Origin of the sequence: Azonexus hydrophilus, from assembly GCF_001956855.1 — a bacterium.
In the GTDB taxonomy this organism is placed as follows: domain Bacteria; phylum Pseudomonadota; class Gammaproteobacteria; order Burkholderiales; family Rhodocyclaceae; genus Azonexus; species Azonexus hydrophilus_A.
Window position 1 is genome coordinate 842693 of the sequence record NZ_MTHD01000001.1, and the last position, 24191, is coordinate 866883.

Annotated in this window: 28 protein-coding genes; 11 read left to right on the forward strand and 17 right to left on the reverse strand. The window is 57.2% G+C overall.

Annotated features, from left to right (window positions below):
• The first annotated feature begins 6 nt into the window (after positions 1-6).
• From flgF to BJN45_RS04180, 8 genes are read left to right on the forward strand one after another with little or no spacing between them, the layout of a single operon-like run.
• Positions 7-750 carry a flagellar basal-body rod protein FlgF gene (flgF, locus tag BJN45_RS04145; protein ID WP_076092301.1) on the forward strand — a complete coding sequence of 248 codons (744 nt, stop codon included), beginning with the start codon at positions 7-9 and terminating at the stop codon, positions 748-750.
• A 12-nt stretch (positions 751-762) separates the two neighbouring features.
• The gene (gene flgG, locus BJN45_RS04150) at positions 763-1545 is read left to right on the forward strand and encodes a flagellar basal-body rod protein FlgG (protein ID WP_076092303.1); all 783 of its coding nucleotides are present in this window, start codon (positions 763-765) and stop codon (positions 1543-1545) included.
• A 9-nt stretch (positions 1546-1554) separates the two neighbouring features.
• Complete coding sequence (locus BJN45_RS04155) at positions 1555-2211, forward strand: flagellar basal body L-ring protein FlgH (RefSeq protein WP_076092305.1); 657 nt, start codon at positions 1555-1557, stop codon at positions 2209-2211.
• 54 nt (positions 2212-2265) lie between these two features.
• Positions 2266-3330, forward strand: coding sequence for a flagellar basal body P-ring protein FlgI (locus BJN45_RS04160; protein WP_076092560.1), 1065 nt, complete (start codon positions 2266-2268; stop codon positions 3328-3330).
• Positions 3331-3340: 10 nt separating this feature from the next.
• Positions 3341-4306 (forward strand): flagellar assembly peptidoglycan hydrolase FlgJ, encoded by a 966-nt coding sequence (gene flgJ, locus BJN45_RS04165; protein ID WP_076092307.1) that lies wholly within the window; start codon positions 3341-3343, stop codon positions 4304-4306.
• A 52-nt stretch (positions 4307-4358) separates the two neighbouring features.
• Positions 4359-6395, forward strand: a complete 2037-nt coding sequence (gene flgK, locus BJN45_RS04170; RefSeq protein ID WP_076092309.1) for a flagellar hook-associated protein FlgK — start codon at positions 4359-4361, stop codon at positions 6393-6395.
• Between the two features lie 10 nt (positions 6396-6405).
• On the forward strand, positions 6406-7386 hold the full coding sequence (gene flgL, locus BJN45_RS04175) for a flagellar hook-associated protein FlgL (RefSeq protein ID WP_083650782.1): 981 nt from the start codon (positions 6406-6408) through the stop codon (positions 7384-7386).
• Positions 7383-7820, forward strand: coding sequence for a hypothetical protein (locus tag BJN45_RS04180; protein ID WP_083650784.1), 438 nt, complete (start codon positions 7383-7385; stop codon positions 7818-7820). The genes flgL and BJN45_RS04180 overlap by 4 nt, the downstream gene beginning before the upstream one ends.
• A gap of 2 nt (positions 7821-7822) precedes the next feature.
• On the opposite strand, the gene fliR is transcribed toward BJN45_RS04180, so the two are convergent.
• From fliR to fliF, 13 genes are all read right to left on the reverse strand, one after another.
• Positions 7823-8608, reverse strand: a complete 786-nt coding sequence (gene fliR, locus BJN45_RS04185; RefSeq protein ID WP_076092313.1) for a flagellar biosynthetic protein FliR — start codon at positions 8606-8608, stop codon at positions 7823-7825.
• A gap of 1 nt (position 8609) precedes the next feature.
• A complete protein-coding gene (gene fliQ, locus BJN45_RS04190; RefSeq protein ID WP_076092315.1) occupies positions 8610-8879 on the reverse strand; it encodes a flagellar biosynthesis protein FliQ in 270 nt (89 codons plus the stop codon).
• Positions 8876-9622: a flagellar type III secretion system pore protein FliP gene (gene fliP / locus BJN45_RS04195; protein ID WP_076092317.1), complete on the reverse strand. Its 747-nt coding sequence runs from the start codon at positions 9620-9622 to the stop codon at positions 8876-8878. The genes fliQ and fliP overlap by 4 nt, the downstream gene beginning before the upstream one ends.
• Positions 9612-10031, reverse strand: a complete 420-nt coding sequence (fliO, locus tag BJN45_RS04200; RefSeq protein ID WP_076092319.1) for a flagellar biosynthetic protein FliO — start codon at positions 10029-10031, stop codon at positions 9612-9614. The genes fliP and fliO overlap by 11 nt, the downstream gene beginning before the upstream one ends.
• Positions 10032-10129: 98 nt before the next feature.
• On the reverse strand, positions 10130-10567 hold the full coding sequence (gene fliN / locus BJN45_RS04205; RefSeq protein WP_170873017.1) for a flagellar motor switch protein FliN: 438 nt from the start codon (positions 10565-10567) through the stop codon (positions 10130-10132).
• Complete coding sequence (gene fliM / locus BJN45_RS04210) at positions 10560-11576, reverse strand: flagellar motor switch protein FliM (protein ID WP_076092321.1); 1017 nt, start codon at positions 11574-11576, stop codon at positions 10560-10562. Before fliM ends, fliN begins: the two co-directional genes overlap by 8 nt.
• Before the next feature lie 6 nt (positions 11577-11582).
• The gene (locus tag BJN45_RS04215) at positions 11583-12146 is read right to left on the reverse strand and encodes a flagellar basal body-associated FliL family protein (RefSeq protein ID WP_076092323.1); all 564 of its coding nucleotides are present in this window, start codon (positions 12144-12146) and stop codon (positions 11583-11585) included.
• Positions 12147-12170: 24 nt separating this feature from the next.
• Positions 12171-13196, reverse strand: coding sequence for a flagellar hook-length control protein FliK (locus tag BJN45_RS04220; protein ID WP_076092325.1), 1026 nt, complete (start codon positions 13194-13196; stop codon positions 12171-12173).
• Positions 13197-13255: 59 nt separating this feature from the next.
• Positions 13256-13711 carry a flagellar export protein FliJ gene (fliJ, locus tag BJN45_RS04225; RefSeq protein ID WP_076092327.1) on the reverse strand — a complete coding sequence of 152 codons (456 nt, stop codon included), beginning with the start codon at positions 13709-13711 and terminating at the stop codon, positions 13256-13258.
• A gap of 7 nt (positions 13712-13718) precedes the next feature.
• The gene (gene fliI, locus BJN45_RS04230) at positions 13719-15137 is read right to left on the reverse strand and encodes a flagellar protein export ATPase FliI (RefSeq protein ID WP_076092329.1); all 1419 of its coding nucleotides are present in this window, start codon (positions 15135-15137) and stop codon (positions 13719-13721) included.
• Positions 15122-15826 (reverse strand): flagellar assembly protein FliH, encoded by a 705-nt coding sequence (locus BJN45_RS04235; protein WP_076092331.1) that lies wholly within the window; start codon positions 15824-15826, stop codon positions 15122-15124. The genes fliI and BJN45_RS04235 overlap by 16 nt, the downstream gene beginning before the upstream one ends.
• A 4-nt stretch (positions 15827-15830) precedes the next feature.
• Positions 15831-16829 (reverse strand): flagellar motor switch protein FliG, encoded by a 999-nt coding sequence (gene fliG / locus BJN45_RS04240; protein ID WP_076092333.1) that lies wholly within the window; start codon positions 16827-16829, stop codon positions 15831-15833.
• Positions 16819-18570, reverse strand: coding sequence for a flagellar basal-body MS-ring/collar protein FliF (gene fliF / locus BJN45_RS04245; RefSeq protein ID WP_076092335.1), 1752 nt, complete (start codon positions 18568-18570; stop codon positions 16819-16821). Before fliF ends, fliG begins: the two co-directional genes overlap by 11 nt.
• 182 nt (positions 18571-18752) lie before the next feature.
• On the opposite strand from fliF, the gene BJN45_RS04250 reads away from it, so the two are divergent.
• The 3 genes from BJN45_RS04250 to fliE are packed head-to-tail and all read left to right on the forward strand — an operon-like array spanning position 18753 to position 21584.
• On the forward strand, positions 18753-19850 hold the full coding sequence (locus BJN45_RS04250; protein WP_240494486.1) for a sensor histidine kinase: 1098 nt from the start codon (positions 18753-18755) through the stop codon (positions 19848-19850).
• 16 nt (positions 19851-19866) lie between these two features.
• Positions 19867-21213, forward strand: coding sequence for a sigma-54-dependent transcriptional regulator (locus BJN45_RS04255; RefSeq protein ID WP_076092339.1), 1347 nt, complete (start codon positions 19867-19869; stop codon positions 21211-21213).
• 47 nt (positions 21214-21260) lie between these two features.
• A complete protein-coding gene (gene fliE / locus BJN45_RS04260) occupies positions 21261-21584 on the forward strand; it encodes a flagellar hook-basal body complex protein FliE (RefSeq protein WP_076092341.1) in 324 nt (107 codons plus the stop codon).
• A 20-nt stretch (positions 21585-21604) separates the two neighbouring features.
• Here fliE and BJN45_RS04265 read toward each other — a convergent pair whose 3' ends face one another.
• The 4 genes from BJN45_RS04265 to BJN45_RS04280 all read right to left on the reverse strand — a co-directional run bounded on the left by BJN45_RS04265 (position 21605) and on the right by BJN45_RS04280 (position 24037).
• Positions 21605-21901, reverse strand: a complete 297-nt coding sequence (locus tag BJN45_RS04265) for a hypothetical protein (protein ID WP_076092343.1) — start codon at positions 21899-21901, stop codon at positions 21605-21607.
• Between the two features lie 100 nt (positions 21902-22001).
• Positions 22002-22793 (reverse strand): flagellar brake protein, encoded by a 792-nt coding sequence (locus BJN45_RS04270; protein ID WP_076092345.1) that lies wholly within the window; start codon positions 22791-22793, stop codon positions 22002-22004.
• 28 nt (positions 22794-22821) lie between these two features.
• Positions 22822-23118 (reverse strand): EscU/YscU/HrcU family type III secretion system export apparatus switch protein, encoded by a 297-nt coding sequence (locus BJN45_RS04275; protein ID WP_076092347.1) that lies wholly within the window; start codon positions 23116-23118, stop codon positions 22822-22824.
• The gene (locus BJN45_RS04280; RefSeq protein ID WP_076092349.1) at positions 23096-24037 is read right to left on the reverse strand and encodes a flagellar hook-length control protein FliK; all 942 of its coding nucleotides are present in this window, start codon (positions 24035-24037) and stop codon (positions 23096-23098) included. The genes BJN45_RS04275 and BJN45_RS04280 overlap by 23 nt, the downstream gene beginning before the upstream one ends.
• Positions 24038-24191: the final 154 nt, after the last annotated feature.

Sequence of the window (24191 nt, forward strand, 5' to 3'; positions counted from 1 at the left end):
ACTGACATGGACCGCCTGATCTATACCGCGATGACCGGTGCCAAGCATGTATTCATGCAGCAGGCTGGTACCGCGAACAATCTGGCAAATGCCAGCACGATCGGGTTCAAGGCACAGGAACACCGGTTCCGGGCGGTAGAGGTGCAGGGAGAGGGAATGCCGACGCGGGCATTCGTGGTTGATGCCTCAGTCGCCGATGTATTCGAGGAGGGCCCGCTGATGTTTACCGGGCGCAATCTCGATGTGGCCGTCCAGGGGCGTGGCTGGCTGGCAGTACAACTGCCGGATGGAAGTGAAGCATATACGCGTGCTGGCAGCCTGGATGTCAATGTCAATGGTGAGTTGCAAACCAAGGGCGGTCAGACGGTTCTGGGGGATGGTGGGCCGATTGCCATTCCGCCCGATAACAATGTGGAAATCGCGCCCGATGGAACGGTGTCGATCATTCCTACCTTCGGAACACCGAACAACGTCAACCCGGTTGGCCGCCTCAAGCTGGTGAATCCGCCGGAAGGTGATCTCGTCCGCGGGGCTGATGGGCTATTTCGCTTGCGTAGTGGCCAGCCGGCACCGGTTGATGAGAATGTACGCGTGGCCTCCGGGGCGCTGGAGGGCAGCAATGTCAATGTGACGGACGCCATGGTCAATCTGATCAGTCTTTCCCGTCAGTTCGAGTTGCAGATCAAGATGATGCAGACCGCAGATCAGAACGCCCAGCGCGCCGATCAGTTGCTGTCGCTTAATGGTTGATAGGAAAGAAAAATGATACGTTCCCTGTGGATTGCCCGTACCGGTCTTGATGCCCAACAGACGCAGCTGGATGTTATTTCAAACAATCTGGCAAACGTCAGTACCAATGGCTTCAAGCGTGCCCGCGCAGTGTTCGAGGATCTGCTCTATCAGAACATGCGCCAACCAGGGGCACAGACATCGCAACAGACTCAGGTGCCTACTGGCTTGCAATTGGGTACAGGGGCACGGCCGGTGGCGACGGCGCGGATATTTACCCAGGGCAATCTGCAAAAAACCGATAACCCGCTGGATGTCGCCATCAACGGCAATGGTTTTTTCCAGGTGTTGCTGCCTGATGGGACCACCGGCTATACGCGCGATGGCTCCTTCCACAAGGATAATCAAGGGCAGATCGTTACTTCCGAGGGCTACCCTTTGCAGCCCAACATCACGATTCCGGCCGACGCGCTTACGGTGTCGATCGGCAATGATGGCACGGTGACAGTAACGCAGCCGGGAAGTGCTGCGGCAACTGAAATTGGCGCCTTCCAGCTGGCCAGTTTTGTCAACAATGGTGGCCTGCTGAGTATCGGCCAGAATTTGTATCTGGAAACGGCGGCCAGTGGTGCTCCGACGCCGAATGCGCCGGGAGCCAACGGTGCCGGCATTGTCAATCAGGGCTATGTTGAGACATCGAATGTCAATGTGGCCGAGGAACTGGTAACGATGATCCAGACCCAGCGTGCCTACGAGCTGAATTCGAAGGTGATTTCGACTTCCGATGCAATGCTTGGCCGCCTGACTCAGATGTGAGGTGAAGTCATGAAAGTCTTTTGCCTGCTCGCCTGTTTTCTGCTCGCGGCGTGTACGAGTGTACCGCCAACCAATGTTCATCAGCCGATGACTGCCCGTCCCGAAGTGAGGCAAGTCGCACCGCTGGCCAACGGCGCAATTTTTCAGGCGGCAAACAGTCGCCCCTTGTTCGAAGATCGTCGGGCGCGCTTCGTCGGCGATACCATTACCATCAAGATTACCGAAAATACCTCTGCCTCCAAAAAGGCCAGCAACAAACTTGATCGTTCCGGTAGCCAGTCTGCATCGATCAGTGCCCTTACTGGTTTGCCGGTTAGCGGCCTGAGTGGTTTGCAAATGGCAGGCGAGAGTACTACCAACTTCAGCGGCAAAGGTGAGGCGGCAAACAATGCCGTTTTCAGCGGCAATTTGACGGTGACGGTGATCGACGTCTTGCCGAACGGCAATTTGCTGGTTTCCGGCGAGAAGCAGATCGCGATTGGCGAAGAGCAGGAATTCATCCGCATCTCCGGCGTCGTCAACCCGGCCTTTGTCGATTTCTCCAATACGGTTGATTCAGCGAAGATTGCCGATGCCCGCATCGAATACAAGTCTTCAGGTCAGGTGGCTGAAGGGCAGGTCATGGGCTGGCTGGCACGTTTCTTTCTTAGTGTCTTGCCATTCTAGTCACTGTTTCAGGATGGTCCAGTCATGAACGCCTTCTCTGCCACCAAGAAAATGATGTACGTGGCGCTGCTGGTCGGCTGCCTCGGGCCCCTCTTTGCTACCCCGGTCCACGCTGAGCGCATCAAGGATCTGGCCTCTCTCCAAGGGGTGCGTAACAATCAGTTGATCGGTTACGGGATTGTGGTCGGTCTCGATGGTACGGGTGACCAAACTACCCAGACGCCGTTCACGACCCAGGCAATGGGGAATATGTTGTCCCAGATGGGAATCAACCTGACGGCCGACCAGGCGACCAAGTTGCAGTTGAAGAATGTGGCGGCAGTCATGGTCACCGCAAATCTCGCACCGTTTGCCAAACCGGGTCAGGCTATTGATGTGACGGTTTCGTCCATCGGCAATGCCAAGAGCCTGCGTGGTGGAACCTTGCTGCTGACCCAGTTGAAGGGGGCGGATGGACAGGTTTACGGCATGGCGCAAGGTAACGTGATGGTTGGCGGCGCAGGTGGTGGTGCGGGCGGAGCCAGTGTTACGGTCAACCATCTTTCTGCCGGCAGAATTCCTGGTGGTGCGACAGTTGAACGCAGTGTCGCAACCGCATTGGGCCAAGGCGGGTTTGTCTATTACGAGTTGTCCGAGTCGGATTTCGGAACAGCGATGAATATGGTCGAGGCGATCAACAAGACGATGGGCGAAGGTACGGCTCAGGCCATAGATGGTCGTCGCATTGCCTTGCGGGCTCCGGACTCAGCTGATGCGCGGGTCAGTTTCCTTGGCCGGGTCGAGAATATCCAGGTGCGTGCAGCTGCTTCGCAGGCAAGGGTTGTTGTCAATCCGCGCACAGGTTCGGTGGTGATGAATCAGCGTGTTTCGTTGCAGCCATGTGCTGTGGCTCACGGCAATTTGTCGGTGGTGGTCGATGCTGGTCAGGCAGGTGGCATGGGGCCGGATGTTCAGGTCAACCAGGATAATGGGAGTCTGGTCAGTGTAAAGGCCGGGGCCAGTCTGGCCGATGTGGTCAAGGCGCTGAATTCCCTGGGGGCCAATCCAATGGATCTTCTGGCCATCCTGCAGGCCATGAAGGCGGCAGGGGCGCTGCGCGCCGAACTCGAAGTGATCTGAGGTTTTGGCGATGTCGGTCAAAATTCAGAACTCGCCTAATCGTGCGGCCTTTGATGTCCAGGCATCGCAGGATTTGCGCAGCCAGTTTCAGAAAGATCCACAGGCTGGTTTGAAGGCTGCTGCGCAGCAATTCGAGACACTCTTTCTGCAGATGGTCCTCAAGAGCATGCGTGACACGGTGCCGGCCGACGGCTTGCTCCAAAGCGACCAGACCCGTTTCTACAACAGCCTGCTTGATCAGCAGATGGCTCAGAACATGGCAAGTTCCGGTAACGGCATCGGCTTCGCCAGACTGATTGAACAACAGTTGGGGCAGCATCTTGCTGGAGAGGCTTCCGGGGAGACTGGTGGCGACATTTCGGCAATCCTTGCCGGCAAGGGCTTGCCGCTGGATCTGCCGGTAGCCAGGAATCTGCAGTATCGCGAGGTGCTGAGCAGTCTGCCGACCTCTGCTGCGTATGCTGCACAGACAGTAACCGGTCCGCAAGGAAGTACTGAGGCGCCGGCTTCGGCGCGTGATTTCGTGAATCAGGTCTGGCCGCATGCCGTCGAAGCCTCTCGGTCCACTGGTATTCCACCGCAGTTCCTGGTCGCACACTCAGCGTTGGAGAGCGGTTGGGGCAAGAGCGAAATTCGCAATCCGGACGGCTCCAGTGCCCACAATCTCTTTGGTATCAAGGCAGGCAAGAGCTGGACGGGGGCAACGGTAGATACAGTGACCACCGAGTACGTGGATGGTAAGCCTCAGCAGGTCGTCGAAAAATTTCGGGCTTATGGTTCCTACGCTGAGGCGTTCCGCGATTACGCCGGGCTTTTGCGCAATAGTCCGCGCTACAGCGGAGTCATCGGGTCGCAGGATGGCACGGAGTTTGCACGTCGACTGCAACAGGCAGGGTATGCCACCGATCCGATGTATGCCGACAAGTTGGCACGCATTATCAACGGGCCAACGCTGCGTCAGGCACTGATCGGTTGATTCGGGCCTAAACATTTCGGCTTTTCTGCCGTAAACCTCAATGAGGTGAATCATGAGTTCTGGATTAATAGGCATCGGTATTAGCGGTATCAAGGCTGCGCAGTTGGGGCTGCTTGCGACCGAGCACAATATCGTCAATGCGCACACGCCCGGCTATTCCCGCCAGAGTACGGTGCAGGCGACAAATATCTCCGTCAACACCGGTTCCGGGGCGATTGGTCAAGGCGTCAATGTCGTGACCATCAAGCGCCAATACGACAGCTATCTGACCGGACAGGTCAATACCGCACAAACCCAGGTGAGCAGTCTGTCGGCGCAGTACGCGCAGTTATCCCAGATCGACATCATGCTTGCCGACCCGGATGCAGGGCTGTCGCCTGCATTGCAGGATTTCTTCGCCGGCGTGCAGCAGGTTTCGGCAAACCCGTCTTCGCTGCCCGCCCGCCAATCGATGCTGACGGCTGCGCAGACACTGGTGACTCGTTTCGAGAACCTGGATATGCGTTTGAGCGAAATCGGCTCGCAACTTAATGGGCGAATTGTCAGCGCGGTTTCGGATATCAATGCCTATGCGAGTCAGATTGCCGATCTGAATCAGCGGATCGTGGTGGCTCAGTCCGGTTATTCCCAGCCGCCCAACGATCTGCTTGATCAGCGGGATCAGTTGGTCAACGAACTGAACAAGCTGATCAAGGTAGAGACCAGCACCAATAGCGATGGCAGTTTCAATGTCTTCATCGGAACCGGACAGCAACTGGTTGTTGGTGGAAGAACCATGGAAATTACGGCCCAGGCTTCCAATGCTGATCAGACCCGGATTGCGATCGGCATGCAGACTGCCGGTGGAAACCAGGAATTGCCTGAGTCACTGATTGTCGGTGGTGAATTGGGGGGCTTGGTCAGTTTCAGGAGCAACTCCCTTGATCCTTCGATTAATGAACTTGGTCGGGTTGCCGCTTCGCTGGCAATGACGTTCAATGCCCAATACGGGCTTGGCATGGATTTGGGTGGTCGGGTGGCCGGTGACACTGGTTTTGTCGGTGAACTGTTTTCGGTGCCTGATCCGAAAGTCTTGCCTGGTGCGATGAATGCCGGAACGGGTAGCCTTACAGCCTCCTTTCTTCCACCGACAGCGCCATCAGCACCGAAATACGAAGGTAATTTCTATACCGACTTGACCACCAGCGATTATCTGGTCACTTTTGGCGCGGCAGGGGCCTATACGGTTACACGCTTGAGCGACAAGCAGATTGTCGGGGGCGGGAGTGGTCCTAGTGCGGTAAATATTGACGGTATCTCGATCAATATTACCGCGGTTGGGGTAAGTGGTGACAGTTTCACCATCAAGCCGGTTTCCGAGGCCGCAAGAAATATTGAACTTGATACGCGTATCGTTTCCGATCCTCGTCTTGTCAACGCTGGGGCTCCGGTGCGGACAATGCCAAATATCGCCAATGGCGGTTCGATGGTGTTGTCCCAAGGGGTGGTCGGGGTTGGCTACTCGATCGCTAATATGCCGCAGACACTGACAGCCACGGCAACTCAGCTGACTGGTCTGACAACTCCGTGGCGCGCCGTTTACTCGGACGGTTCAACAATCCCGGCCGGCCCAGCCGATCCTCTGACTGCGGCGCCTCTATCTGCTGGGCCTATAGACCTAGTTAACGGCACAGCAACTTTGGCGGGGATCTGGACAGAGGGAATGACCTTCTCGGTGAATGGTCGACCTGCGGCTGGTGACGCATTCACGATAGAAAAGAATACAGGTGGTGTCCAGGACGGGCGCAATTCACTCCTTTTCGCCAAGCTTCAGACATCGAACACGATTTCAGGCGGAACGGCCACCTATCAGTCATCCTATGCCAGGCTGGTGGCTGAAAATGGTATCCGCACGCGTGAGGCCAAGGTACGGATGGAGGCACAGGATGCCGTGCTAGCCCAAGCACAGAATGCAAGGGATTCGTTGTCTGCAGTCAATATCGATGAAGAGGCAGCCAATCTGATGCGCTTCCAGCAGGCATACCAAGCCGCTGCTAAGGTACTGCAGGTCGGTAATACGTTGTTTGACACCATCCTGTCGATCAGGTGAGGAGATAGTTATGCGCGTCAGCACATCAATGATGTTTAACTCGGGCCTGAGGGGCATTACCAGTCTGCAGTCCGAGTTGTTCAAAACCCAGAACCAGCTTTCGACGGGGCGTCGGATCATGACGCCTGCCGATGACCCGATTGGGGCCTCTGAGGCGTTGGAGGTGTCGCAGTCGAAAGGCGTTAACGAACAGTTTCTCAACAATCAGGCGAATGCTAACGTCAAATTGACTTTGGCCGAAGGGATAGTAGGTAGTGTTGGGAATTCATTGATCCGTATTTCGGAACTTGCTGGTCAAGCAGCAAATCCGACGTATTCCCCCGAGCAAAGGGGGCTGATCGCTAAAGAAATAAAAATGCAATTGGACACAATTGTAGGCTTGGCAAACACCCAGGACGGAACTGGTTCGTACATTTTTTCTGGTCACAAGTCGACCACGGAGCCATTTTCGATAAATACTGCCGCTGTACCGCCAGCCGCTGGTGCTACTGTGCCTAGCTACAATTTGACGAATACTCATGTTGTTTATGCCGGAGATGCTGGTAGCCATGTCTTGCAGGTGTCTGCCTCAAAAACCATAGCGGTTTCCGAGAGTGGTATTGACGCATTTATGCAGGTCAAGGATGCCCAGGGGAATGTTACTGGTCAGAGCATGTTTGATACCATTCAGAACCTGATCAATGTCATTGATCCGTCCAGCGGAATGAGTTTTTCTGCTACTGAACTTCAGCAGGTTCGCGATCATGTGAGCAATGCCGTTGATCATGTTGCCAATGTCCGGGCGACACTCGGTGCAAGATTGAATTCAGTGGACGGTCTGACGACCACGGCAACGGACATCGACTATCTTTACGATGTCCGGCTATCCGAATTGCAGGATCTTGACTATACAGAGGCGATCTCACGCTTCATGCGCTACCAGACCCAGCTTGAGGCAACACAACTGACCTTCAAGCAGACTAGTCAACTCAGCCTCTTCAATATCCTGTGAAACGCTATCTAGCCATCGGTATTGCTGCGCTGAGTCTGGGAACGGGGGGGTGTTCCACTACAGGGGCCAATGCCTTTACCCTGGCCACCAACACCACGCTAACCTGGAATGTTGCGCTGGGGGCGGCAGCCGCCATCTATCTGATTTACGATCCCCTGGCGCCCAATTGGGAAATCGAAGAGGCGAAACTCTCCGGCGAAACTTATCGGTTGTCGATGAAAATGAAGCGTTTTCATACCGGTGGCTCTGGCGAGGCATTGCAGGTTTTGAAGCGCCGAGCCAGCCAGTTACAACAGGAAAACGGTCACGCGGGTTATCAGATCGCCGAGTACACCGAAGGGATAGATTCGCAGACACTTGGTGCGCGCCGTGTGGCGGGAGGTACGATACGCTTCATCAAGCATGAAGTTGCAGATTCGTTCGCACTAAACTGATCCTATTGACCGGCGGGTAGCGCAAATCCCAGCATCGCCCGCAGTGCATAGTCATAGAGTGCCTGCAGGGGAACAGCAAGATAGTTCAGGCTGAGTGCGACGCCAGCAAATCCTCCCATCAGAGTCAATGGAAAGCCAAGGGCGAAGAGGTTTAGTTGGGGTGCGGCCTTGGTCAGGACCCCCAGTGCCACATTGGTGATCATCAGTGCAATTAGCACCGGTAGGGCCAAGAGCAATCCTGCCGAAAATATCTTGCTGCCGAGTTCGGTCAAGTTGCGCCAGCTATTGGGTGACAAGGCTTCAGGTCCGACTGGAATGGCGTGAAAGCTCTGGGCAAGGGTCGAGACATAGAGCAGGTGCCCGTCAAGTGACAGAAACAGCAGCAACGCCAGCAAGCCGATGAATTCGGCGAGGACGGGTGTCTGAGCGCCTTCCAAAGGGTCGTAGAAGGTGGCAAAACCAAGACCCATCTGGAATCCGATGAACGTGCCGGCCATGTCGATGGCAGCAAATACGACGCGTGCGGCAAATCCCATGGCGATCCCGATCAGGATCTGTTGGCCGAGTATCCAGAGGCCGGCCAGTGATGCGGGTTGAACCGCAGGCATTGGGGGAAGCGCCGGTGCGATGGCGATGGTGATTCCCAGTCCGAGTATCAGTCGTGTCTGCCTGGGTATGCCGGCGGTACTCCAGAGCGGTGCGGTCGCAATAAGCCCGAGTATCCTTGCCAGCGGATAGGCGTAGAAAGCAATCCAGGCGTCGATTTGCGTCGTGCTGATATTCAGCATCTTAGCCGATCAATTGTGGAATGCTGCCAAAAAGTCGCTGGATATAGTCCATCATGTATTGCAGCATCCATGGGCCAAAAAGTATCAGGACCAGGAATATCCCCACCAGCTTGGGTACAAACTGCAGCGTTGCTTCGTTGAGCTGGGTAGCGGCTTGGAAAATGCTGACGATCAGGCCTACTACCAAAGCTGTCAGTAGCATGGGTGCCGCCAACATCAGGGTTGTTTCGATGGCTTGGCGGCCGATTTCCATGACAGTGCCTGGGGTCATATGTTGAAACTCTGAACAAGTGAACCAATGATCAGATGCCAGCCGTCGACCAGGACAAAAAGCATCAGCTTGAATGGCAAGGCAACCATGATTGGCGACATCATCATCATGCCCATCGACATCAGGATGCTGGCTACCACCATATCGATGATCAGGAAGGGGATGAACAGGACGAAACCGATCTGGAATGCTGTTTTGAGTTCACTGATGACGAAGGAGGGAATCAGGATGCGCAGGGGAACATCCTCCGGTTTCTCGATATTGGTGATCCGGGCGACCCCGGCGAACATCGCGATATCGGCTTCTCGTGTGTGCTTGAGCATGAACGCGCGCAGTGGCTCGATGGTTCGCTCGCCTGCCTGCATGACATTGATCCGGTTTTCCGATAGCGGAACGTAGGCTTCCGTATAAATGCGGTCGAGTGTCGGCGACATGATGAAAAAAGTCAGAAACAGCGACAAGCCGACAATGATCTGGTTGGGTGGCGCAGTTTGGGTGCCCATGGCATGACGGAGCAGCGAGAGCACGATGATGATCCGGGTGAAGCTGGTCATCATCAGCACTGCTGCCGGGATGAAAGTCATCGCCGTCAGCAGCAGCAGTGTCTGAATGGTCAGGCTGTAAGTCGTGCCACCGGCGCCGGCGGGTGTGCTGGTAAAGGCCGGCAGTGCGGCTTGGGCCAAAACCTGGGTGCTGAAGAACAGCAGTCCCGGGAGCAGTGCCTTTACTACTTTATTCCGCATTGCTGCGCCGCTCCCGGATTGTCTTGAGCCATTCGGAAAATGGCGGAGGTGTGTGGCTATCGTCTGCCTGCGTCTGATTTATATCCAGCCCCTTGGGCAGTGTGTGTAGAGTGCGGATTTGTCCGGGTACGATGCCAATGACCAGCCAGTTATCCTCGACTTCGACCAGCACGATACGCTCCTTGGGGCCGAGCGCGATGCCACTGATGACGCGCATGTTGCCCTGGCCGAACATCTTTCCACCGGAAACCTTGCGCGCTGCCCAGGTTGCACCTAACAGCAGTCCGACAATCAGCAGTAGCGCCAGTGTCGCCTGTAGATAAGTGCCGGCAGGAATCCCCGGGGCAGGGTTGTCGGCGGCCTGTAGGGAGAGTGGCAAAAGGAAGAGGAGAAGGGCGGTGCGCGGCAAGTTGATTGGCTGGAGTGTTGGCTAGGAGCGCTATCTTAAACCCAAAAGCCCTGCCTCAGCGTTCTTGCGGTCGACGCCGCCCACGAGCCATTTTTCTATCAGCGATTGATTTTCCGCATGCGCTCGGATGGCGTGATGATATCCGTCAGGCGGATACCAAACTTGTCGTTGACGACGACAACTTCGCCCTGCGCAATAAGCGTGCCGTTGACCAGCACATCCATTGGCTCGCCGGCCATGGCATCAAGCTCGACGACCGAGCCATGGGCCAGTTGCAGGAGGTTTTTGATGGTGATCTTGGTCCGGCCGAGTTCGACGGTAATCTGGACCGGGATGTCCAGAATCATGTCGAGTTCGTTCATCACGCCGCCTGCAGCCATCGCGCCGCCGAAGGAGGGGAAAATGTCGGCAGGCTGGGCCGCTGCGGCGGCCGGGGCTGCGTCGATGGGTACCTGTTCAGCCATGGCAGCAGCCCAGTCGTCTTCGCTGATCTGTTCTTCCGCTGCGTTTTCGATGTTTTCCATTTCGTCAGACATTCTTTTCTCCCATCGCGGGCTCACCGGCATTGATTTCAGGTGGCGTGGCAATGAATTTTTCCACACGCAGTGCGTACTGGCCACTTTGCTGGCCGTAGGTGCATTCCATCAGGGGGACATTATCCACCAGTGCTTCGATGCGCTGCGGGATGTTGATCGGGATGACGTCGCCTGGCTTGAGTTTCAGTATCTCACGTAGCGAAACCTTGCCTGATCCGAGTTGGGCAACGATTTCGACTTCAGCGCCCTGCAACTGCTTGCGCAGGGTTCCAATCCAGCGCTTGTCGGTGGATAACTGATCGCTTTGCATCGTGCTGTAGAGCAGGTCGCGAATCGGCTCAAGCATCGAATAGGGGAAGCAGATGTGCATGTCTGCTGTCGCACCACCGAATTCCAGGGTAAACGACGTTGAAACAACGATTTCCGAAGGCGTGGCGATGTTGGCGAACTGCGAATTCATTTCCGAGCGAATGTACTCGAAATGAATGTCGTAAACGGGTTTCCAGGATTTTGAATACTCGCCGAAAACGACGCCCAGCAACCCCTGAATGATGCGTTGTTCAGTAGCTGTGAAATCCCGACCTTCAACCCGGGTGTGGAAGCGTCCATCACCACCAAACATGTTGTCGACCACCAGGAAGACCAGGTTCGGGTCGAAGACGAACAGTGCAGTACCGCGCAGTGGCTTGGCGGCAACCAGATTCAGATTGGTCGGAACGACCAGGTTGCGGATGAATTCGCTGTATTTCTGCACGCGGATCGGGCCGACCGAAATTTCCGCGTTGCGGTGCATGTAGTTGAACAGGCCAATGCGCAGATAGCGGGCAAACCGCTCGTTGACCAGCTCGAGCGTCGGCATGCGGCCGCGGACGATGCGTTCCTGGGTGCCCAGATTGTAGGCACGAATCCCCGCATCGTCGCCGCCACCTTCCTCTGGCTCGTCAGTCTCCCCGGTGACGCCCTTGAGCAGGGCATCAACCTCGTCCTGGGAGAGAAAATCGCCGGCCATGGCTCCTTACTGGATGATGAAGGAGGTGAACAATACGGATACGACGGGACCTTCCGAGGGAACGAGTTCTCCTCGCTTGTTCTTGGTCGGCGGATTGATGCCGCCATTGATCTCGTCCATGATTTCAGTCGCCAGCTTTTCCTTGCCTTCCTTCGGCTGCAGTTCCGAGGCTTTCTTGCTCGATAGCAGCAAGGTCACGTTGTTCCGGATACGCGGCATCAGCAAGGCCAGCTGAGCCTGTGATTCGGGGGTGTCCAGTTCGAGGGAAAGTGCTACCTGCAGGTACTGATCGCCAACCTCCGGAACAAGATTCACGGTAAACGGGTCAAGATTCACAAATGTTGGCGGAAGCGCGTTGTCCTTTTTCTTGGCAGGTTTCTTGACGGTTTCCTCTGCAACTTCATCTTCGTCTAGTTCTTCATCATGGTTGCTACCCATCAACAGGAAGGCAGCGGCACCGCCTCCAACAAGCAGCAGGAGGACGAGTACGATGATGATAATCAACAGTTTCTTGCTTTTCTTCGGGGGGGCGTCTGCCCCGTCGTCGGCTGGCTTTGCATCCTTGGCCATGCTTCTCCCTTTCTAGGTTCGAGTTCAGGCAAACAGATCAACTAGACCCCTGCCCCGCTGGACAGGAAGGCCCGCAATGCCGGAATCTGCGTGCTTATCCGGTGAAAGTATAGCGTCTTCACTGGAGGAGCGGGGGGTATCGCCGAATTGCGACGATGCGGCCTGCTGCTGTTGCTGCTGAGCTTGCGAACCAACATTGGCCTGTCCAAGATTGATGCCGGCACCAGACAGCATTTCACGCAGGCGCGGCATTGCATCTTCAAGCGCCTGGCGGACTTCCTGATGGGCGGTAACAAAATGGGCCGACATCTGGTCGCCATTCAAGCTGATATTGATCTGGATTGGGCCGAGTTGCGCTGGGCTGATGTTGATCTGGGCATTTTGAACGTCTCCACGTGCCAGCCAGACGACGCGCTCACCGAGTTGTTGTGCCCAGCGCGGATCGTGCAGCGGGGTGGCGATGCTTTGCTGGTTGTCGCTACGCATCGTGTTGTTGGTACGCTCCTGCGCCGCCAGGGTATTGGCGAAGTTTGTCGGGGTCGTGGGTTGGTTCTCGCCGGCAACTTTTGCCGCTTCGCCGCTACCGAGCAGTGCTTCTGCAGCTTGGGCGCGTGGTGACAGCAGGGCAGCAATGGATACGCCCGGGTTCTGAGGCTGTTTGTCCGTTGCGCCGAGTTGTGCGCCGATTGGTGCATCGAAGCTGCGCTTGTTGTTGACGTCGGATTGTTCGGCTTTGCCAGTGGGACGGGTGGCCAGGGTGTCGAATAGTGCAATGGCACTCAGCGGCGTAGTGTCAGTTTCTTCGTCCCGTGTCTTACCAAGCAGCTCCTCTTGTGCATCTTCTACGTCTGTGCCGGGAAGAGGGAGCGGCTGTTCTCCCGAGATGCCGGGGATAGGCTGGCTGAGATCAATGAGTTGTCCGGCCAGCAATGCCGCAAAATCGCCTGCCGCCAGTTCCGATGTCGGGCCGCCCCAAGAGGTGCTGCCGGATGCTGCCGTGGTTTTGCTGCCGCCAGACAGGGGTACGGTGGGGGTGACAGTGATAGCCATCTTGTTTCCTGGGTCGAGGTTGCTTGCTTGTTGAAAAGCAAGCAGCGTGCCCGGATTTTTCAGTTGTTTCGACCCTCCGGGTCGGTAGCGTATTTTCTTGCAGAAAACTCATCGAGCAGTTTTTGCTCGCGTTTTTCCTCGCGCTGCTTTTCCTTGGCATCGTGTCGAAGTGATAGCGTATCAATGGCCTTGAGGCGAGTGTTTTGCTCTTTCCAGTGCTGTTGACCGTGCAGGGTGTTGTTTTCGGTTTGTTGAACCACCCTTGTTTGCTGCTGGATGGCTTCGTCAATACGGCCAAGAAAATCCTGATAGTTGGCCAGAACCTGGCGGGTCATGCCCTGGGCGATCGCGTCGCGTAGTTTGTCGGCGTATTCGGCGCGATATTGTTCAAGCATCTGCAGGCGGCTCTTTGCATTTTGTTCCGCGGCGATCAGTTGGCCGAGTTTGCGTGTTGCCTCGTCCGTACGGTTCTGCATCAATTCGAGCAGGGGTTGAAGCGTGAATGGCTGGCTCATGGCTTAGTTAGTTGAATAGTCCAGCGAGATGGGCGACGCTCGATGGAAAGTCGGATTTTTCATTCAGTTTTTGCTGCAGGAAGGCTTCCATGCGTGGATACATGGCGATCGATTGATCGAGTACCGGATCGGAACCCGGGGCGTAGGCACCCACAGCGATCAGATCGCGCGAGCGCTGGTAGCGGGAAAAGAGTACTTTGAAACGCCGGATGTGCTCGAGTTGCGAGTTTTCGATCAGGTTGACCATGGCCCGGCTGATCGATTGCTCAATGTCGATTGCTGGATAGTGGCCGGCATCAGCCAGCGTCCGGGTCAGCACGATGTGACCGTCCAGGATTGCGCGTGCCGAGTCGGCAATCGGGTCTTGCTGGTCGTCGCCCTCGGCAAGGACGGTATAAAAGGCGGTAATCGAGCCACCGCCATCCTGGCCGTTGCCGGCTCGCTCGACCAGTTGTGGCAGGCGGGCGAATACCGATGGTGGGTAGCCGCGGGTTGCGGGTGGTTCGCCGATGGCCAGCGCAATTTCCCGTTGTGCCATGGCGTAGCGCGTCAGCGAGTCCATGATCAGGAGTACGTGGCGTCCCTGATCGCGGAAGTGCTCGGCAATCGTCGTTGCATAGGCGGCACCCTGCAGGCGCATCAGTGGGCCTGTATCGGCCGGGGCGGCGACGACGACGGCTCGTCGCATGCCCTCTTCGCCGAGAATGTGCTCGATGAACTCTTTGACTTCGCGGCCACGCTCGCCGATCAGTCCGACAACGATGACTTCGGCTTCGGTATAGCGGGCCATCATGCCAAGCAGCACGGATTTGCCGACGCCGGAGCCGGCGAACAGTCCCATGCGTTGTCCGCGTCCTACCGTCAGCAATGAATTGATGGCGCGAATTCCGACGTCCAGTGGCTGTTCGATGGCTGCCCGGCTCATCGGGTTGATCGGACGGCTTTGCAGTGGCCGTGCCTGGCTCGCACGCAACGGTCCTTTGGCGTCGAGTGGCCGGCCAACGCCATCCAGCACACGACCCAGCACCTCGTCGCCGACGGGGACTTGCTTTGCTCGATCAATGGCGCGCCGCTTCATGTGGCCAGGCTGGTCAACCTGAGGTGGCGGGTTGGGGGCGTCGAAGGGCACCACTCGCGCGCCGGGGGCGAGTCCGAAGACTTCGTCTGAGGGCATTAGGTAGAGTTTTTCACCTGCAAAACCAACAACTTCAGCCTCGACGGGGGCGCCGCTGGTCGGGTAGATGCGGCACGTGCTGCCCAATGGCAATTTCAGACCAGATGCTTCCATGACCAGCCCGTTGATGCGGGTGAGCCGGCCACTGGGCCAGATCGCCTGGGCATTGCCGGCGGCATGCTGGCAATTTTCAAGGAATCTGTTCCAGCGTGCCTGGTGGCTGTCGTGTGTATCGTTCAGCGAATCAGCCATTGCTCTGGATCAACGCCAATGGCTTCGAGAACCCTTTTCCAGCGGGTTTCCAGACTGGCGTCTACCTCGCTGTGACCTGCTTTCAGGATACAGCCACCGGGACTGACTGTACTGTCCGGAGCCAGATGAATGCTGCCTTGCGTGCTCATTTCGGCGATCCCTTCGCGGAGGCTCTCGATATCCTCGGGGTTGGCATGCAGGGTGATGTTGCCATGGTGCAGGGGCAATGCTTGCAGGGCTTCGCGAATCACCGGCAGTAGCATTTCGCGGCGAGCCTTCAAGGTGCTGCCGATAACCAGCGAGGCAACTTCCAGTGCGAGATCGAGCGTCTGTTCGGCGACGACCTGGTCGATTTCAGCCAGAGCATCCCTGAAATTTGCGGTCAACTCTGCCATGCGGGCAATTCCCAAGTCGCGGTCTGCCTGCATCGCTGCTTCGGCAGCCTTTCGTCCTTCCTCCAGCCCGGCCTGGAATCCTTCGTTGCGTGCCTGCTCATGAATTTGCTCGATGTCTTCCGCTGTTGGCAGATTGAGCGGGCCACTGACCGGCTCGCCCTCCTGCTGCGGCTCGGCCTCTTCTGGTTCTGGTGGCTGCGGTGCTGGTTCGGGCGCCGCCGGCGCCGCATCGAACGCATTGGCCTGCCAGCGTTGGTAAGCTGCCAGTTGTTCCTTGGGGATGACACTGGACATGGCGTCAGATCATCTGCTCGCCACCGGCACCACCGAGGACGATCTGGCCTTCGTCGGCCAGGCGCCGGACGATCTTGAGGATTTCCTTCTGCTCGGCTTCGACTTCCGAGAGGCGAACGGGGCCTTTCGACTCCAGGTCTTCGCGCAACATTTCGGCGGCACGCTGCGACATGTTCTTGAAAATCTTCTCGCGCAATTCCGGCGAAGCCCCCTTCAAGGCCAGGACCAGCGAATCGGACTGCACTTCGCGCATGATCATCTGGATCGAGCGATCGTCGATTTCCATCAGGTTCTCGAAAACGAACATCTCGTCGAGAATCTTCTGGGCAAGATCGGGGTCGTATTCGCGGATGGCATCAACTACTGAGGTTTCGTTGGCCGTGCCGATGAAGTTCAGGATTTCGGCGACCGTCCGTACGCCACCCATGGCGGTGCGCTTGACACTGGTTGATCCGGACAGGATGCGCAACATGGCCTCATTCAGTTCGCGCAAGGCTGCCGGCTGGATACCCTCCAGGGTAGCGATGCGAAGTACGACGTCGTTGCGCAAACGCTCGGTGAAATGGTTGAGGATTTCGCTGGCGTGGTCGTGTTCAAGGTGCACCAGGATTGTTGCGATGATTTGTGGGTGCTCATTCTTGATAAGATCGGCGACGGTTTGCGCATCCATCCATTTGAGGCCTTCAATGCCTGAGGTCTCGCCACCTTGCAGGATGCGGGAAATCAGATTGGAGGCCTTGTCATCACCCAGTGCCTTGGTCAGCACCGAACGGATGTAATTGTCCGTGTCCACGTGAACGGCCGCGTGCTCTTCGGCGTCTTTGTGGAATTCGTCGAGGACGGCTTCAACTGCGGCACGTGGCACAGTTTTCAGTGCTGCCATCGCATGGCCGAGCTTCTGGACTTCGCGCGGACCGAGATGCTTTAGCACCTCGGCAGCGTGATCCTCACCCAGCGCGATCAGTAGCGTCGCGCTTTTTTCCAGTCCGTCGTCAGCCGGCATTGGCGCCCATCCAGTCCCTGATGATGTTGGCTACCGCCTTCGAGTCGGCCTGCGCGATATCGCGCGCCTTCTGCACCTTGGCAGCGTAATGATCAATCTTCACATGGTCCTCGCCTTCTTCGCCATCATCGCCGATTACTGCAACGTGTCCTGCAGCGCCGGCGACACCTGCCGCAGTGGCCAGCTCCTCATCCGTAGGCGGTGCCGGGAACATGGTCTTGAGCGAAGGCTGGATGACCTTGAAATACAGGAACGCGATGATGGCAGCGATCAGCAGGTATTTCACCAGTTCCTTGGCGTAGGAAATTGTTTCCGGGTCCTTCCAGACCGGTAGGCTGCTATCGGTTTTTTCGGTTCCGGCAAATGGGGCGTTCGCTACGGAAATCGAGTCACCTCGCTCCTGACTGAAGCCCATCGCCTCACGCACCAGATCGTTGATCTGCTTCATCTCAGCATCGGCCAGCGGCTTGTTGACCTCGTTGCCACTCTTGGCATCGATTTCCTTGCGGTGATTGACGACAACGGCAGCGGTCAGGCGGCGGATGGCACCCATGCCCTGCTTGGTGTGGCGAATCGTGCGGTCAACTTCGTAATTGATGGTCGAATTCTTGGCTGTGTTGATCGGTTGCCCTGCAGCATTCAACGGAGCAGTGATGCCAGCTGCGTCAATGCGTCCCTGGATGTCGCCGGGACGTGCTGGCTGGCCGGGTACGTTGCCGACGGCCGGATCGGTCAGGGGGGCCGTTGCCGGTACTGGGGGCTGATTGGTGAGCGCACCAGGTACTCCGCCGGCCGCTTGGTTGACGCTTGCTGTCTCGTTGTTTTGCTGGCTGCGAATGGTGCTCGCATCCGGGGTCGCATTCGGACGAAAAGTCTCAGCTGTCTGTTCGCTTTGCGAAAAATCGATGTCGGCAGCTATCTGGACCTTGAAATTGTCTGTGCCCAGTACAGGTTTCAGGATTTCTTCAATGCGCACGACAATGCTGTTTTCAATCTCGCGAACGTACTTTATCTGGGTTGCGTCGAGTCCCGCTTCAGTCAGCTTGTTCTTGAGCGTGGACAGCAGGGCACCGTTCTGATCGAGGATGCTTACGTTAGCCGACTGCAGTTGCGGGACGCTGGATGAAATCAGGTGGGTGATGCCGGCAACCTGGGCGCTGTCGAGGGCGCGTCCGGGATAGAGATTGAGCATCACGGATGCGGTCGGCTTCTGCTCTTCGCGTACAAACACGGAAGGTTTCGGGATAGCCAAGTGAACCCTGGCCGATTGCACCGAGCCGATCGACATGATGGTGCGCGCCAGTTCTCCTTCCAGTCCGCGCTGGTAGTTGACCTGCTCGGCAAACTGGCTGATGCCGAATTTCTGGGTTTCCATCAACTCGAAGCCGACCATGCCGCCGCGTGGCAAACCTTCAGAGGCGAGTTTCAGACGGATTTCGTGAACCCGTTCGCTCGGCACCATGATCGCTCCGCTGTCGGACATGCGATGGGGGATGTTCTGCTGTTCGAGGCTGGCAATGATATTGCCGCCATCCCGTTCGTTCAGGTTGGAGAAAAGGACCTTGAAGTCAGGTTGCTGATTCCACAGAATGGAACCAACGATGACCGCGATGATGGCAGCTATGGCAACGGCCAGTCCGATCTTTTGCTGCACGTTCAGACGATTGAAAGCCTCGCGCAGGCGTTCCACCGGGTTTTCCGGTGGTGCGGTTCCTGCTGTGGTTTCGGTTGTTGCTGCCATCAAATGCCAAGTCGTTTAGGGTGAAACAGAAGAAGAATCAAACAGGAAGCCAAATTTTCCTAGAAATATTCTACTATTACCGGCGCCGAATGCACCCTAACTTTTTAATGACAAATCCTGAGCCTATCGCTGTTGACATCGCTGCTACCGACAAGACTGCCGAGTTGCAACGCGCATTTGCGATGTTCAATCAGGTTTCGGCTGAGTTGACCCAGGCCTACGAAGCGTTGCAGGGGCGCGTTGCCTCGCTGACCGAAGAGCTGGCTGTGGCGAATGGCGAGTTGCGGCGACAGTACCGCGAGAAGGAGGCGCTTTCCGAGCGTTTGTCTTCGCTGCTTGATGCCTTGCCGGCTGGTGTGGTGCTGCTTGACTCGTCGGCCCGTGTGACGGCGGTCAATCCGGTGGCCATCGCGATGTTCGGTGAACGTGTCATCGGGGAGCATTGGGGGGACGTGGTCAGCAGGACGCTTGAACCTGCAATGACCGTTGGTGAATGGCGACAGGGAGAAGCGTGGTTGTCGATGGCCGAAAGTGTCCTGCCCTCCGGTGATGGCAAGATATTGCTTATCCACGACATTTCCTCGGCGCAGCGCATGAAGGAAGAGTTGGAGCGCAGCCACCGGCTGGCAGCCATGGGCGAGATGGCGGCTTCCCTGGCCCACCAGTTGCGTACGCCGCTGGCCGCCGCTTTGCTCTATGCAGTTAATCTCGGTCAGGCGGGGATGAGTGACGAGTCGCGGGCGAAGTTTTCCGACAAGGCAACTGCCCAGTTACGCCGCCTTGAACGCCTCATCCAGGATGTGTTGCTGTTTGCCCGGGGTGAAAGCATGGGGCGCGACATCATTCCAGCTGGCGAGTTGTTCGGTGAGGTTGTCCAGACCATGGAACCGCTGATGCGCGAACACGGGATCGAATTTGTTGCGGTCGACGGCTGTGCAGAGGCAATAATCGTCGGCAGTCGCAAGGCGCTGTTCGGTGCGCTGGTGAATCTTCTGGAAAACGCGCTGCAGGCAACGCCGGCGGGCGGCAAAATTTGCCTCTCCGGCAATTTTTCCGGCGAATTCCTTAGTCTGTCGGTGCGCGATAGTGGTCCCGGGATTGCGCCGGAGAAGCGGGATCGAATCTTCGAGCCCTTCTACACGACCAAGGGTCAGGGGACTGGTCTTGGTCTGGCGATCGCGCTCGGGGTGGCGCGTGCGCATGGCGGAACAATTGAAATTTCGACGGCAACGATTGCGGGTGCCGAGTTTGTCATGACGCTGCCGGTTGGCGAGGCGTAAAGCGAAAGTTGAAACAATGAGCGAACACAGTTTGCCAGTTCTGGTGGTCGAGGATGATCCCAGTCTGCGCGAGGCAATCGGGGATACCCTGGAACTGGCCGGTCGCGCCTACGTGTCGGTGGACGGGGGAGAAGCGGCGTTGCAGGCGCTGGAGCGCCAGGCGTTTTCCATCGTTGTCAGCGACGTGCGCATGATGCCGATGGACGGGATTGCCCTGCTCAAGGAAATCCGTGCCCGCCTGCCGCATCTGCCGGTGGTGCTGATGACAGCCTACGCCGAGGTGGAGAAAGCTGTGGATGCGATGCGCTCAGGGGCCTGCGATTTCCTGCTCAAGCCTTTCGAACCAAAGGCCTTGCTCGGTCACATCAACAAATATGAACTGGCGGCCAGCCGTGATGATGGTGGCGTGGTGGCCGAGGATGCCGCCAGCCGGGATCTGTTCGCCATGGCGCAGCGGGTTGCGCAGACGGATGCAACCGTGTTGCTGACTGGAGAATCTGGGGTTGGGAAGGAAGTGGTCGCTCGCTTCATTCATCGAAATTCGTTGCGCCGTGCCGGTCCGTTCGTCGCCATAAATTGTGCAGCGATTCCGGACAGTCTGCTTGAGGCAACCCTGTTCGGTTACGAAAAGGGCGCATTTACCGGCGCCCAGCAGGCGCAGGCCGGCAAGTTCGAGCAGGCGCAGGAAGGTACCTTGCTGCTTGATGAAGTGACGGAAATGCCGATGGGGCTTCAGGCCAAGCTGCTGCGCGTTTTGCAGGAGCGGGAAGTGGAGCGGGTTGGTGGCAAGAAGCCGGTTGCCCTGAACATCCGCATAGTCGCCACCTCCAATCGCGACATGGCTGAAGCGGTTGCCAGCGGGGGGTTTCGTGAGGATCTGTACTACCGGCTGAACGTTTTCCCGGTGGCGATACCCGCGCTGCGCCAGCGACCGCTCGATATCGTGCCGATCGCCCGGCATTTCCTTGCCGAGCATGGCGGGCGTTTCGGGCGAACTGGCATACGCCTGTCACCAGCGGCAGAGCGGGCACTTGCTTCGCACGCATGGCCCGGCAATGTGCGCGAGCTGGAGAATGTCATGCAGCGAGCCTTGATCATGGCGCCGGGTAGCAGTATCGAGCCTGAGCATCTGCACCTGGGCGGGCAGGCGGCTGTCAGACCGGTGGCGCCGCCGGCTTTCACGGTTAACGATAAAAAAGGAGATAATATGAACATGAAAGATCTGGAGCGCGAGCACATCCTGCAGACGCTTTCAGAGGTCGGTGGCTCGCGGAAGTTGGCGATCGAACGACTGGGTATTTCGGAGCGGACCTTGCGCTACAAGTTGCAGCAATACCGCGAGGAAGGGCACTATCAGGATTGATTCTGGCCCGATTGTTGCTCTGATAGGCTTGGTTGAAGGAGTGGAAAATGGACACCAACGGTATTGAACAAATGTTGAGCGTACTGCGGTCGACCGCAGCACAGGCATCCGGCAAATCGGCAGAGCCTTCTGCGGGTTCGGCTGGCGTTACCGACTTTTCGGAAGTCCTGAAGAATTCCATCGACAAGGTCAATGAGACCCAGCAATCGGCCAATCAGATGGCGGAAAAACTTGCCGCCGGCGATACCAGCCAGAACCTCCATGAAGTAATGATCGCCCTGCAGACGGCCAGCGTTTCCTTCCAGGAAATGGTTCAGGTACGCAACAAGCTGGTTACCGCCTATCAGGACATGATGAACATGCAGGTCTGACGGCCGAGGGATGGTTGCCCTCAGTCCAGATATTTCAGTGCGGCTTCCCGCTGTGCTTGGCGTAGCGCCTCTTGCTTGAGGCGGCGCTCCTCTTCCCTTCGCGCGATTTCTGCTTGCTGTGCCCGTCGTTGCTGTGCCCGTTTGGCCGAGACCACCCGGCCACGGTGAATGGTGCGGCTGGCCATTATCGCCAGTCCGAGAATCAATGTGCTGACCAGACCTTTTTCGAGCGGGTTGGTGGCAATGACGATGATCATCACAACGCCGAGGATAAGTTCAATCCAGAAATGCTGGTATTGAATGCTGCTAGCTTGCATGGTGGTGAAAAGGCTTCCGTCGAATGGCGCGGATTTTAAAGTCAGATCTCGCTCTTGCCAAGCGAGAAGGCACTTTCTCTGGCGATGCCGTTGCTTGCGCTCAGCTCAGGCCGTTTTCCTTGGCCTTGCGTTCACGCTCGAGTCGGGTGATGTACCGTTCGATCAGTGTCAGCCGTGTCCCGGGAAGATTGACAAATTCGCAACCCAGCCTGAGTTGCTGCTCCCCGCTGACCGTTTCGACCCGGGAGATTTCGCGGACCCGCAGATTGACCGACAAAATGCTCTCTCCGGGAATCTCCAGGCGGCAGTCGGCAAACAGTTCTCCGAGCGAAAATTTTTCGGCATGACCGATCGGTCCGGTCAGGCAAAGCCCGCCTCCGCTGATGTCGTAGAGCGGAAACTCGAAGGCTTCGGCCCGGCCATCAGCATGCTGGCGGGCCAGTTTGCAGCGCAATGGCGGAAGGCGCGGGGTCTCGATGCGGAAAAACTCCCGTCGTTGCAGGCGCAACATGCGCTCCGGCAAGCTGCCGGCAAGTACCGGACGGCCATCCAGCGGGAGTGATTGCAAGACTCCCAGTCGCAACTGGATCTTTACCCGGTCGACCATCGTGGAGAGTGTTGTTTGCTGCGCACTCAGTGCCTGCTGGAATTGCTCCGGTCGCCCCGGCACGTCGAGGAAAATCTGCTGGTGCGCTTCGTCGATTGCAAGCACTGTACTCAGGAAAAAATCCCGTCCGGCGTCAAGGTAGAGTGTCACAAAATTGCGCTGTTCCTGGAGTGTGCGCAGATGCCGCAGTATTTCCAGTGGATTGCTCAAGATGTACTGGCCGTAATTTTCCGGCTGATCAATTTCGAAGACCGGAACGGATGTTTCTTCAGAAGCGGTTGTCATGTGCCGTAGCTATCGCGAGCATGTTGATTCATAAGGGAGGTGGTTCCGGGGTTTCGCCCTGTTCGATCCGGTACAGCCAGGCCAAGAGTTCTGCCACTGCCATGTATAACTGTGGGGGGATGTGTTCGTCAATGTCCACCTGGGTCAGCAGCGCGACAAGCTCGGGTGATTCGTGAACGTAAACCCCGTGCTCCTTCGCCTTGGCGATGATTTGCTCAGCAACGAGTCCCTTGCCCTTGGCGACGACGCGTGGTGCAGCATCCGTCTGGCGGTAAGCAAGTGCAATAGCTTCGCGAGCCGGATCAGCTTTCGGTGCCGGGGTCATGATCAATCAGGATTTGTCGAACATTCAGTCCCGCTGCTGCCAATTGATTCTGCAGCGCCGTCACACCCTCACGCAGACGACCTTCTCCTTCGCTTGTGTTGGAGAGAATGCGGATTCCCAGTTCGCCGCCTGGCTGCAAGTGCAAACGGGCATCAATGCCGCCAAGTTGCGGGAGTGTCAGTTTCAGGCGTGTGTGCCAGCGGGCTGTAGCCTCTTCACCGACGAGATTGCGATCTTCAGGATTTTCGCCGATTTCCCACCACATTTTCTGTCCCGGCCAGATCTGGCCTTGCCAGGCAAAGTTCTGGCTGGCCAGTCCGTCAAGTTGCTGCTGGACAATGGGGGCAATGTCACGCGGAATGCCACCCTGCGGCTGGAATTGTTGCGGTGAGGCAGCCTCGCGGCTGACGACCTGCTGGTTGACGCCGCTCTTGTCGGTTTGTCCTGGACTTCCCAGGCCAGATGCTTCGGCTACCAAGCGCCCCTGGGGCTCCTGGCGCAATTGTTCGGTGGGTAGTTGTCCGGCGACCCAGCGTGCCTGATGCGCTTCGTAAAACATGCCGCTCTGTGTCAATGCCTGTTTGAGCATTGGCGCCAGCTGGGCCCCATCTCGAGGCATTGTCGCTACCAGAGCCTGATTGCCGTTCAGCGGCGCTGCCGGTGCGCGCTTGCCCTCTCCGTCAATGCCTTGCATCAGGTCGCCGATCAGCTTTCCGGCCGAACTCAGGGAGGTTGGTACTGACGGATCGCCGGACTTTGCCGGCGTATCTGCGCGGTTGGCGACAAACGCCAAGGTCAGCTTGCCGTCGGACTCGGCAACTTCCAGTTCCAGGCTGTCACCCGGTTTGGCAGAAAAAGGCAGTGCAAGGGTGACATCCCGCTGGCCAACCGTTGCGCGATAACTGCCATTCGGCAGCATGGCCTGAATTTCTGCAAAAATTCGCTGGCCAGGAACAAGATTGCTGAGTATGTCAGCAATGCGTTGTGCTGGTGCTACTGGTTGGGTCTGCTGAGCCTGGGCGCTGGATGAATCGACAAGGGTTGTGCGCAGCGTACTGGCAACATCCGGCGGA

What these genes read in the sequence shown, in the direction of transcription:
- flgF (WP_076092301.1), top strand. Translation starts at nt 7, where the DNA reads ATGGACCGCCTGATCTATACCGCGATGACCGGTGCCAAGCATGTATTC.
- flgG (WP_076092303.1), top strand. Translation starts at nt 763, where the DNA reads ATGATACGTTCCCTGTGGATTGCCCGTACCGGTCTTGATGCCCAACAG.
- BJN45_RS04155 (WP_076092305.1), top strand. Translation starts at nt 1,555, where the DNA reads ATGAAAGTCTTTTGCCTGCTCGCCTGTTTTCTGCTCGCGGCGTGTACG.
- BJN45_RS04160 (WP_076092560.1), top strand. Translation starts at nt 2,266, where the DNA reads ATGTACGTGGCGCTGCTGGTCGGCTGCCTCGGGCCCCTCTTTGCTACC.
- flgJ (WP_076092307.1), top strand. Translation starts at nt 3,341, where the DNA reads ATGTCGGTCAAAATTCAGAACTCGCCTAATCGTGCGGCCTTTGATGTC.
- flgK (WP_076092309.1), top strand. Translation starts at nt 4,359, where the DNA reads ATGAGTTCTGGATTAATAGGCATCGGTATTAGCGGTATCAAGGCTGCG.
- flgL (WP_083650782.1), top strand. Translation starts at nt 6,406, where the DNA reads ATGCGCGTCAGCACATCAATGATGTTTAACTCGGGCCTGAGGGGCATT.
- fliR (WP_076092313.1), bottom strand. Translation starts at nt 8,608, where the DNA reads ATGCTGAATATCAGCACGACGCAAATCGACGCCTGGATTGCTTTCTAC.
- fliQ (WP_076092315.1), bottom strand. Translation starts at nt 8,879, where the DNA reads ATGACCCCAGGCACTGTCATGGAAATCGGCCGCCAAGCCATCGAAACA.
- fliP (WP_076092317.1), bottom strand. Translation starts at nt 9,622, where the DNA reads ATGCGGAATAAAGTAGTAAAGGCACTGCTCCCGGGACTGCTGTTCTTC.
- fliN (WP_170873017.1), bottom strand. Translation starts at nt 10,567, where the DNA reads ATGTCTGACGAAATGGAAAACATCGAAAACGCAGCGGAAGAACAGATC.
- fliM (WP_076092321.1), bottom strand. Translation starts at nt 11,576, where the DNA reads ATGGCCGGCGATTTTCTCTCCCAGGACGAGGTTGATGCCCTGCTCAAG.
- BJN45_RS04215 (WP_076092323.1), bottom strand. Translation starts at nt 12,146, where the DNA reads ATGGCCAAGGATGCAAAGCCAGCCGACGACGGGGCAGACGCCCCCCCG.
- BJN45_RS04220 (WP_076092325.1), bottom strand. Translation starts at nt 13,196, where the DNA reads ATGGCTATCACTGTCACCCCCACCGTACCCCTGTCTGGCGGCAGCAAA.
- fliJ (WP_076092327.1), bottom strand. Translation starts at nt 13,711, where the DNA reads ATGAGCCAGCCATTCACGCTTCAACCCCTGCTCGAATTGATGCAGAAC.
- fliI (WP_076092329.1), bottom strand. Translation starts at nt 15,137, where the DNA reads ATGGCTGATTCGCTGAACGATACACACGACAGCCACCAGGCACGCTGG.
- BJN45_RS04235 (WP_076092331.1), bottom strand. Translation starts at nt 15,826, where the DNA reads ATGTCCAGTGTCATCCCCAAGGAACAACTGGCAGCTTACCAACGCTGG.
- fliG (WP_076092333.1), bottom strand. Translation starts at nt 16,829, where the DNA reads ATGCCGGCTGACGACGGACTGGAAAAAAGCGCGACGCTACTGATCGCG.
- fliF (WP_076092335.1), bottom strand. Translation starts at nt 18,570, where the DNA reads ATGGCAGCAACAACCGAAACCACAGCAGGAACCGCACCACCGGAAAAC.
- BJN45_RS04250 (WP_240494486.1), top strand. Translation starts at nt 18,753, where the DNA reads ATGTTCAATCAGGTTTCGGCTGAGTTGACCCAGGCCTACGAAGCGTTG.
- BJN45_RS04255 (WP_076092339.1), top strand. Translation starts at nt 19,867, where the DNA reads ATGAGCGAACACAGTTTGCCAGTTCTGGTGGTCGAGGATGATCCCAGT.
- fliE (WP_076092341.1), top strand. Translation starts at nt 21,261, where the DNA reads ATGGACACCAACGGTATTGAACAAATGTTGAGCGTACTGCGGTCGACC.
- BJN45_RS04265 (WP_076092343.1), bottom strand. Translation starts at nt 21,901, where the DNA reads ATGCAAGCTAGCAGCATTCAATACCAGCATTTCTGGATTGAACTTATC.
- BJN45_RS04270 (WP_076092345.1), bottom strand. Translation starts at nt 22,793, where the DNA reads ATGACAACCGCTTCTGAAGAAACATCCGTTCCGGTCTTCGAAATTGAT.
- BJN45_RS04275 (WP_076092347.1), bottom strand. Translation starts at nt 23,118, where the DNA reads ATGACCCCGGCACCGAAAGCTGATCCGGCTCGCGAAGCTATTGCACTT.
- BJN45_RS04280 (WP_076092349.1), bottom strand. Translation starts at nt 24,037, where the DNA reads ATGCTGCCGAATGGCAGTTATCGCGCAACGGTTGGCCAGCGGGATGTC.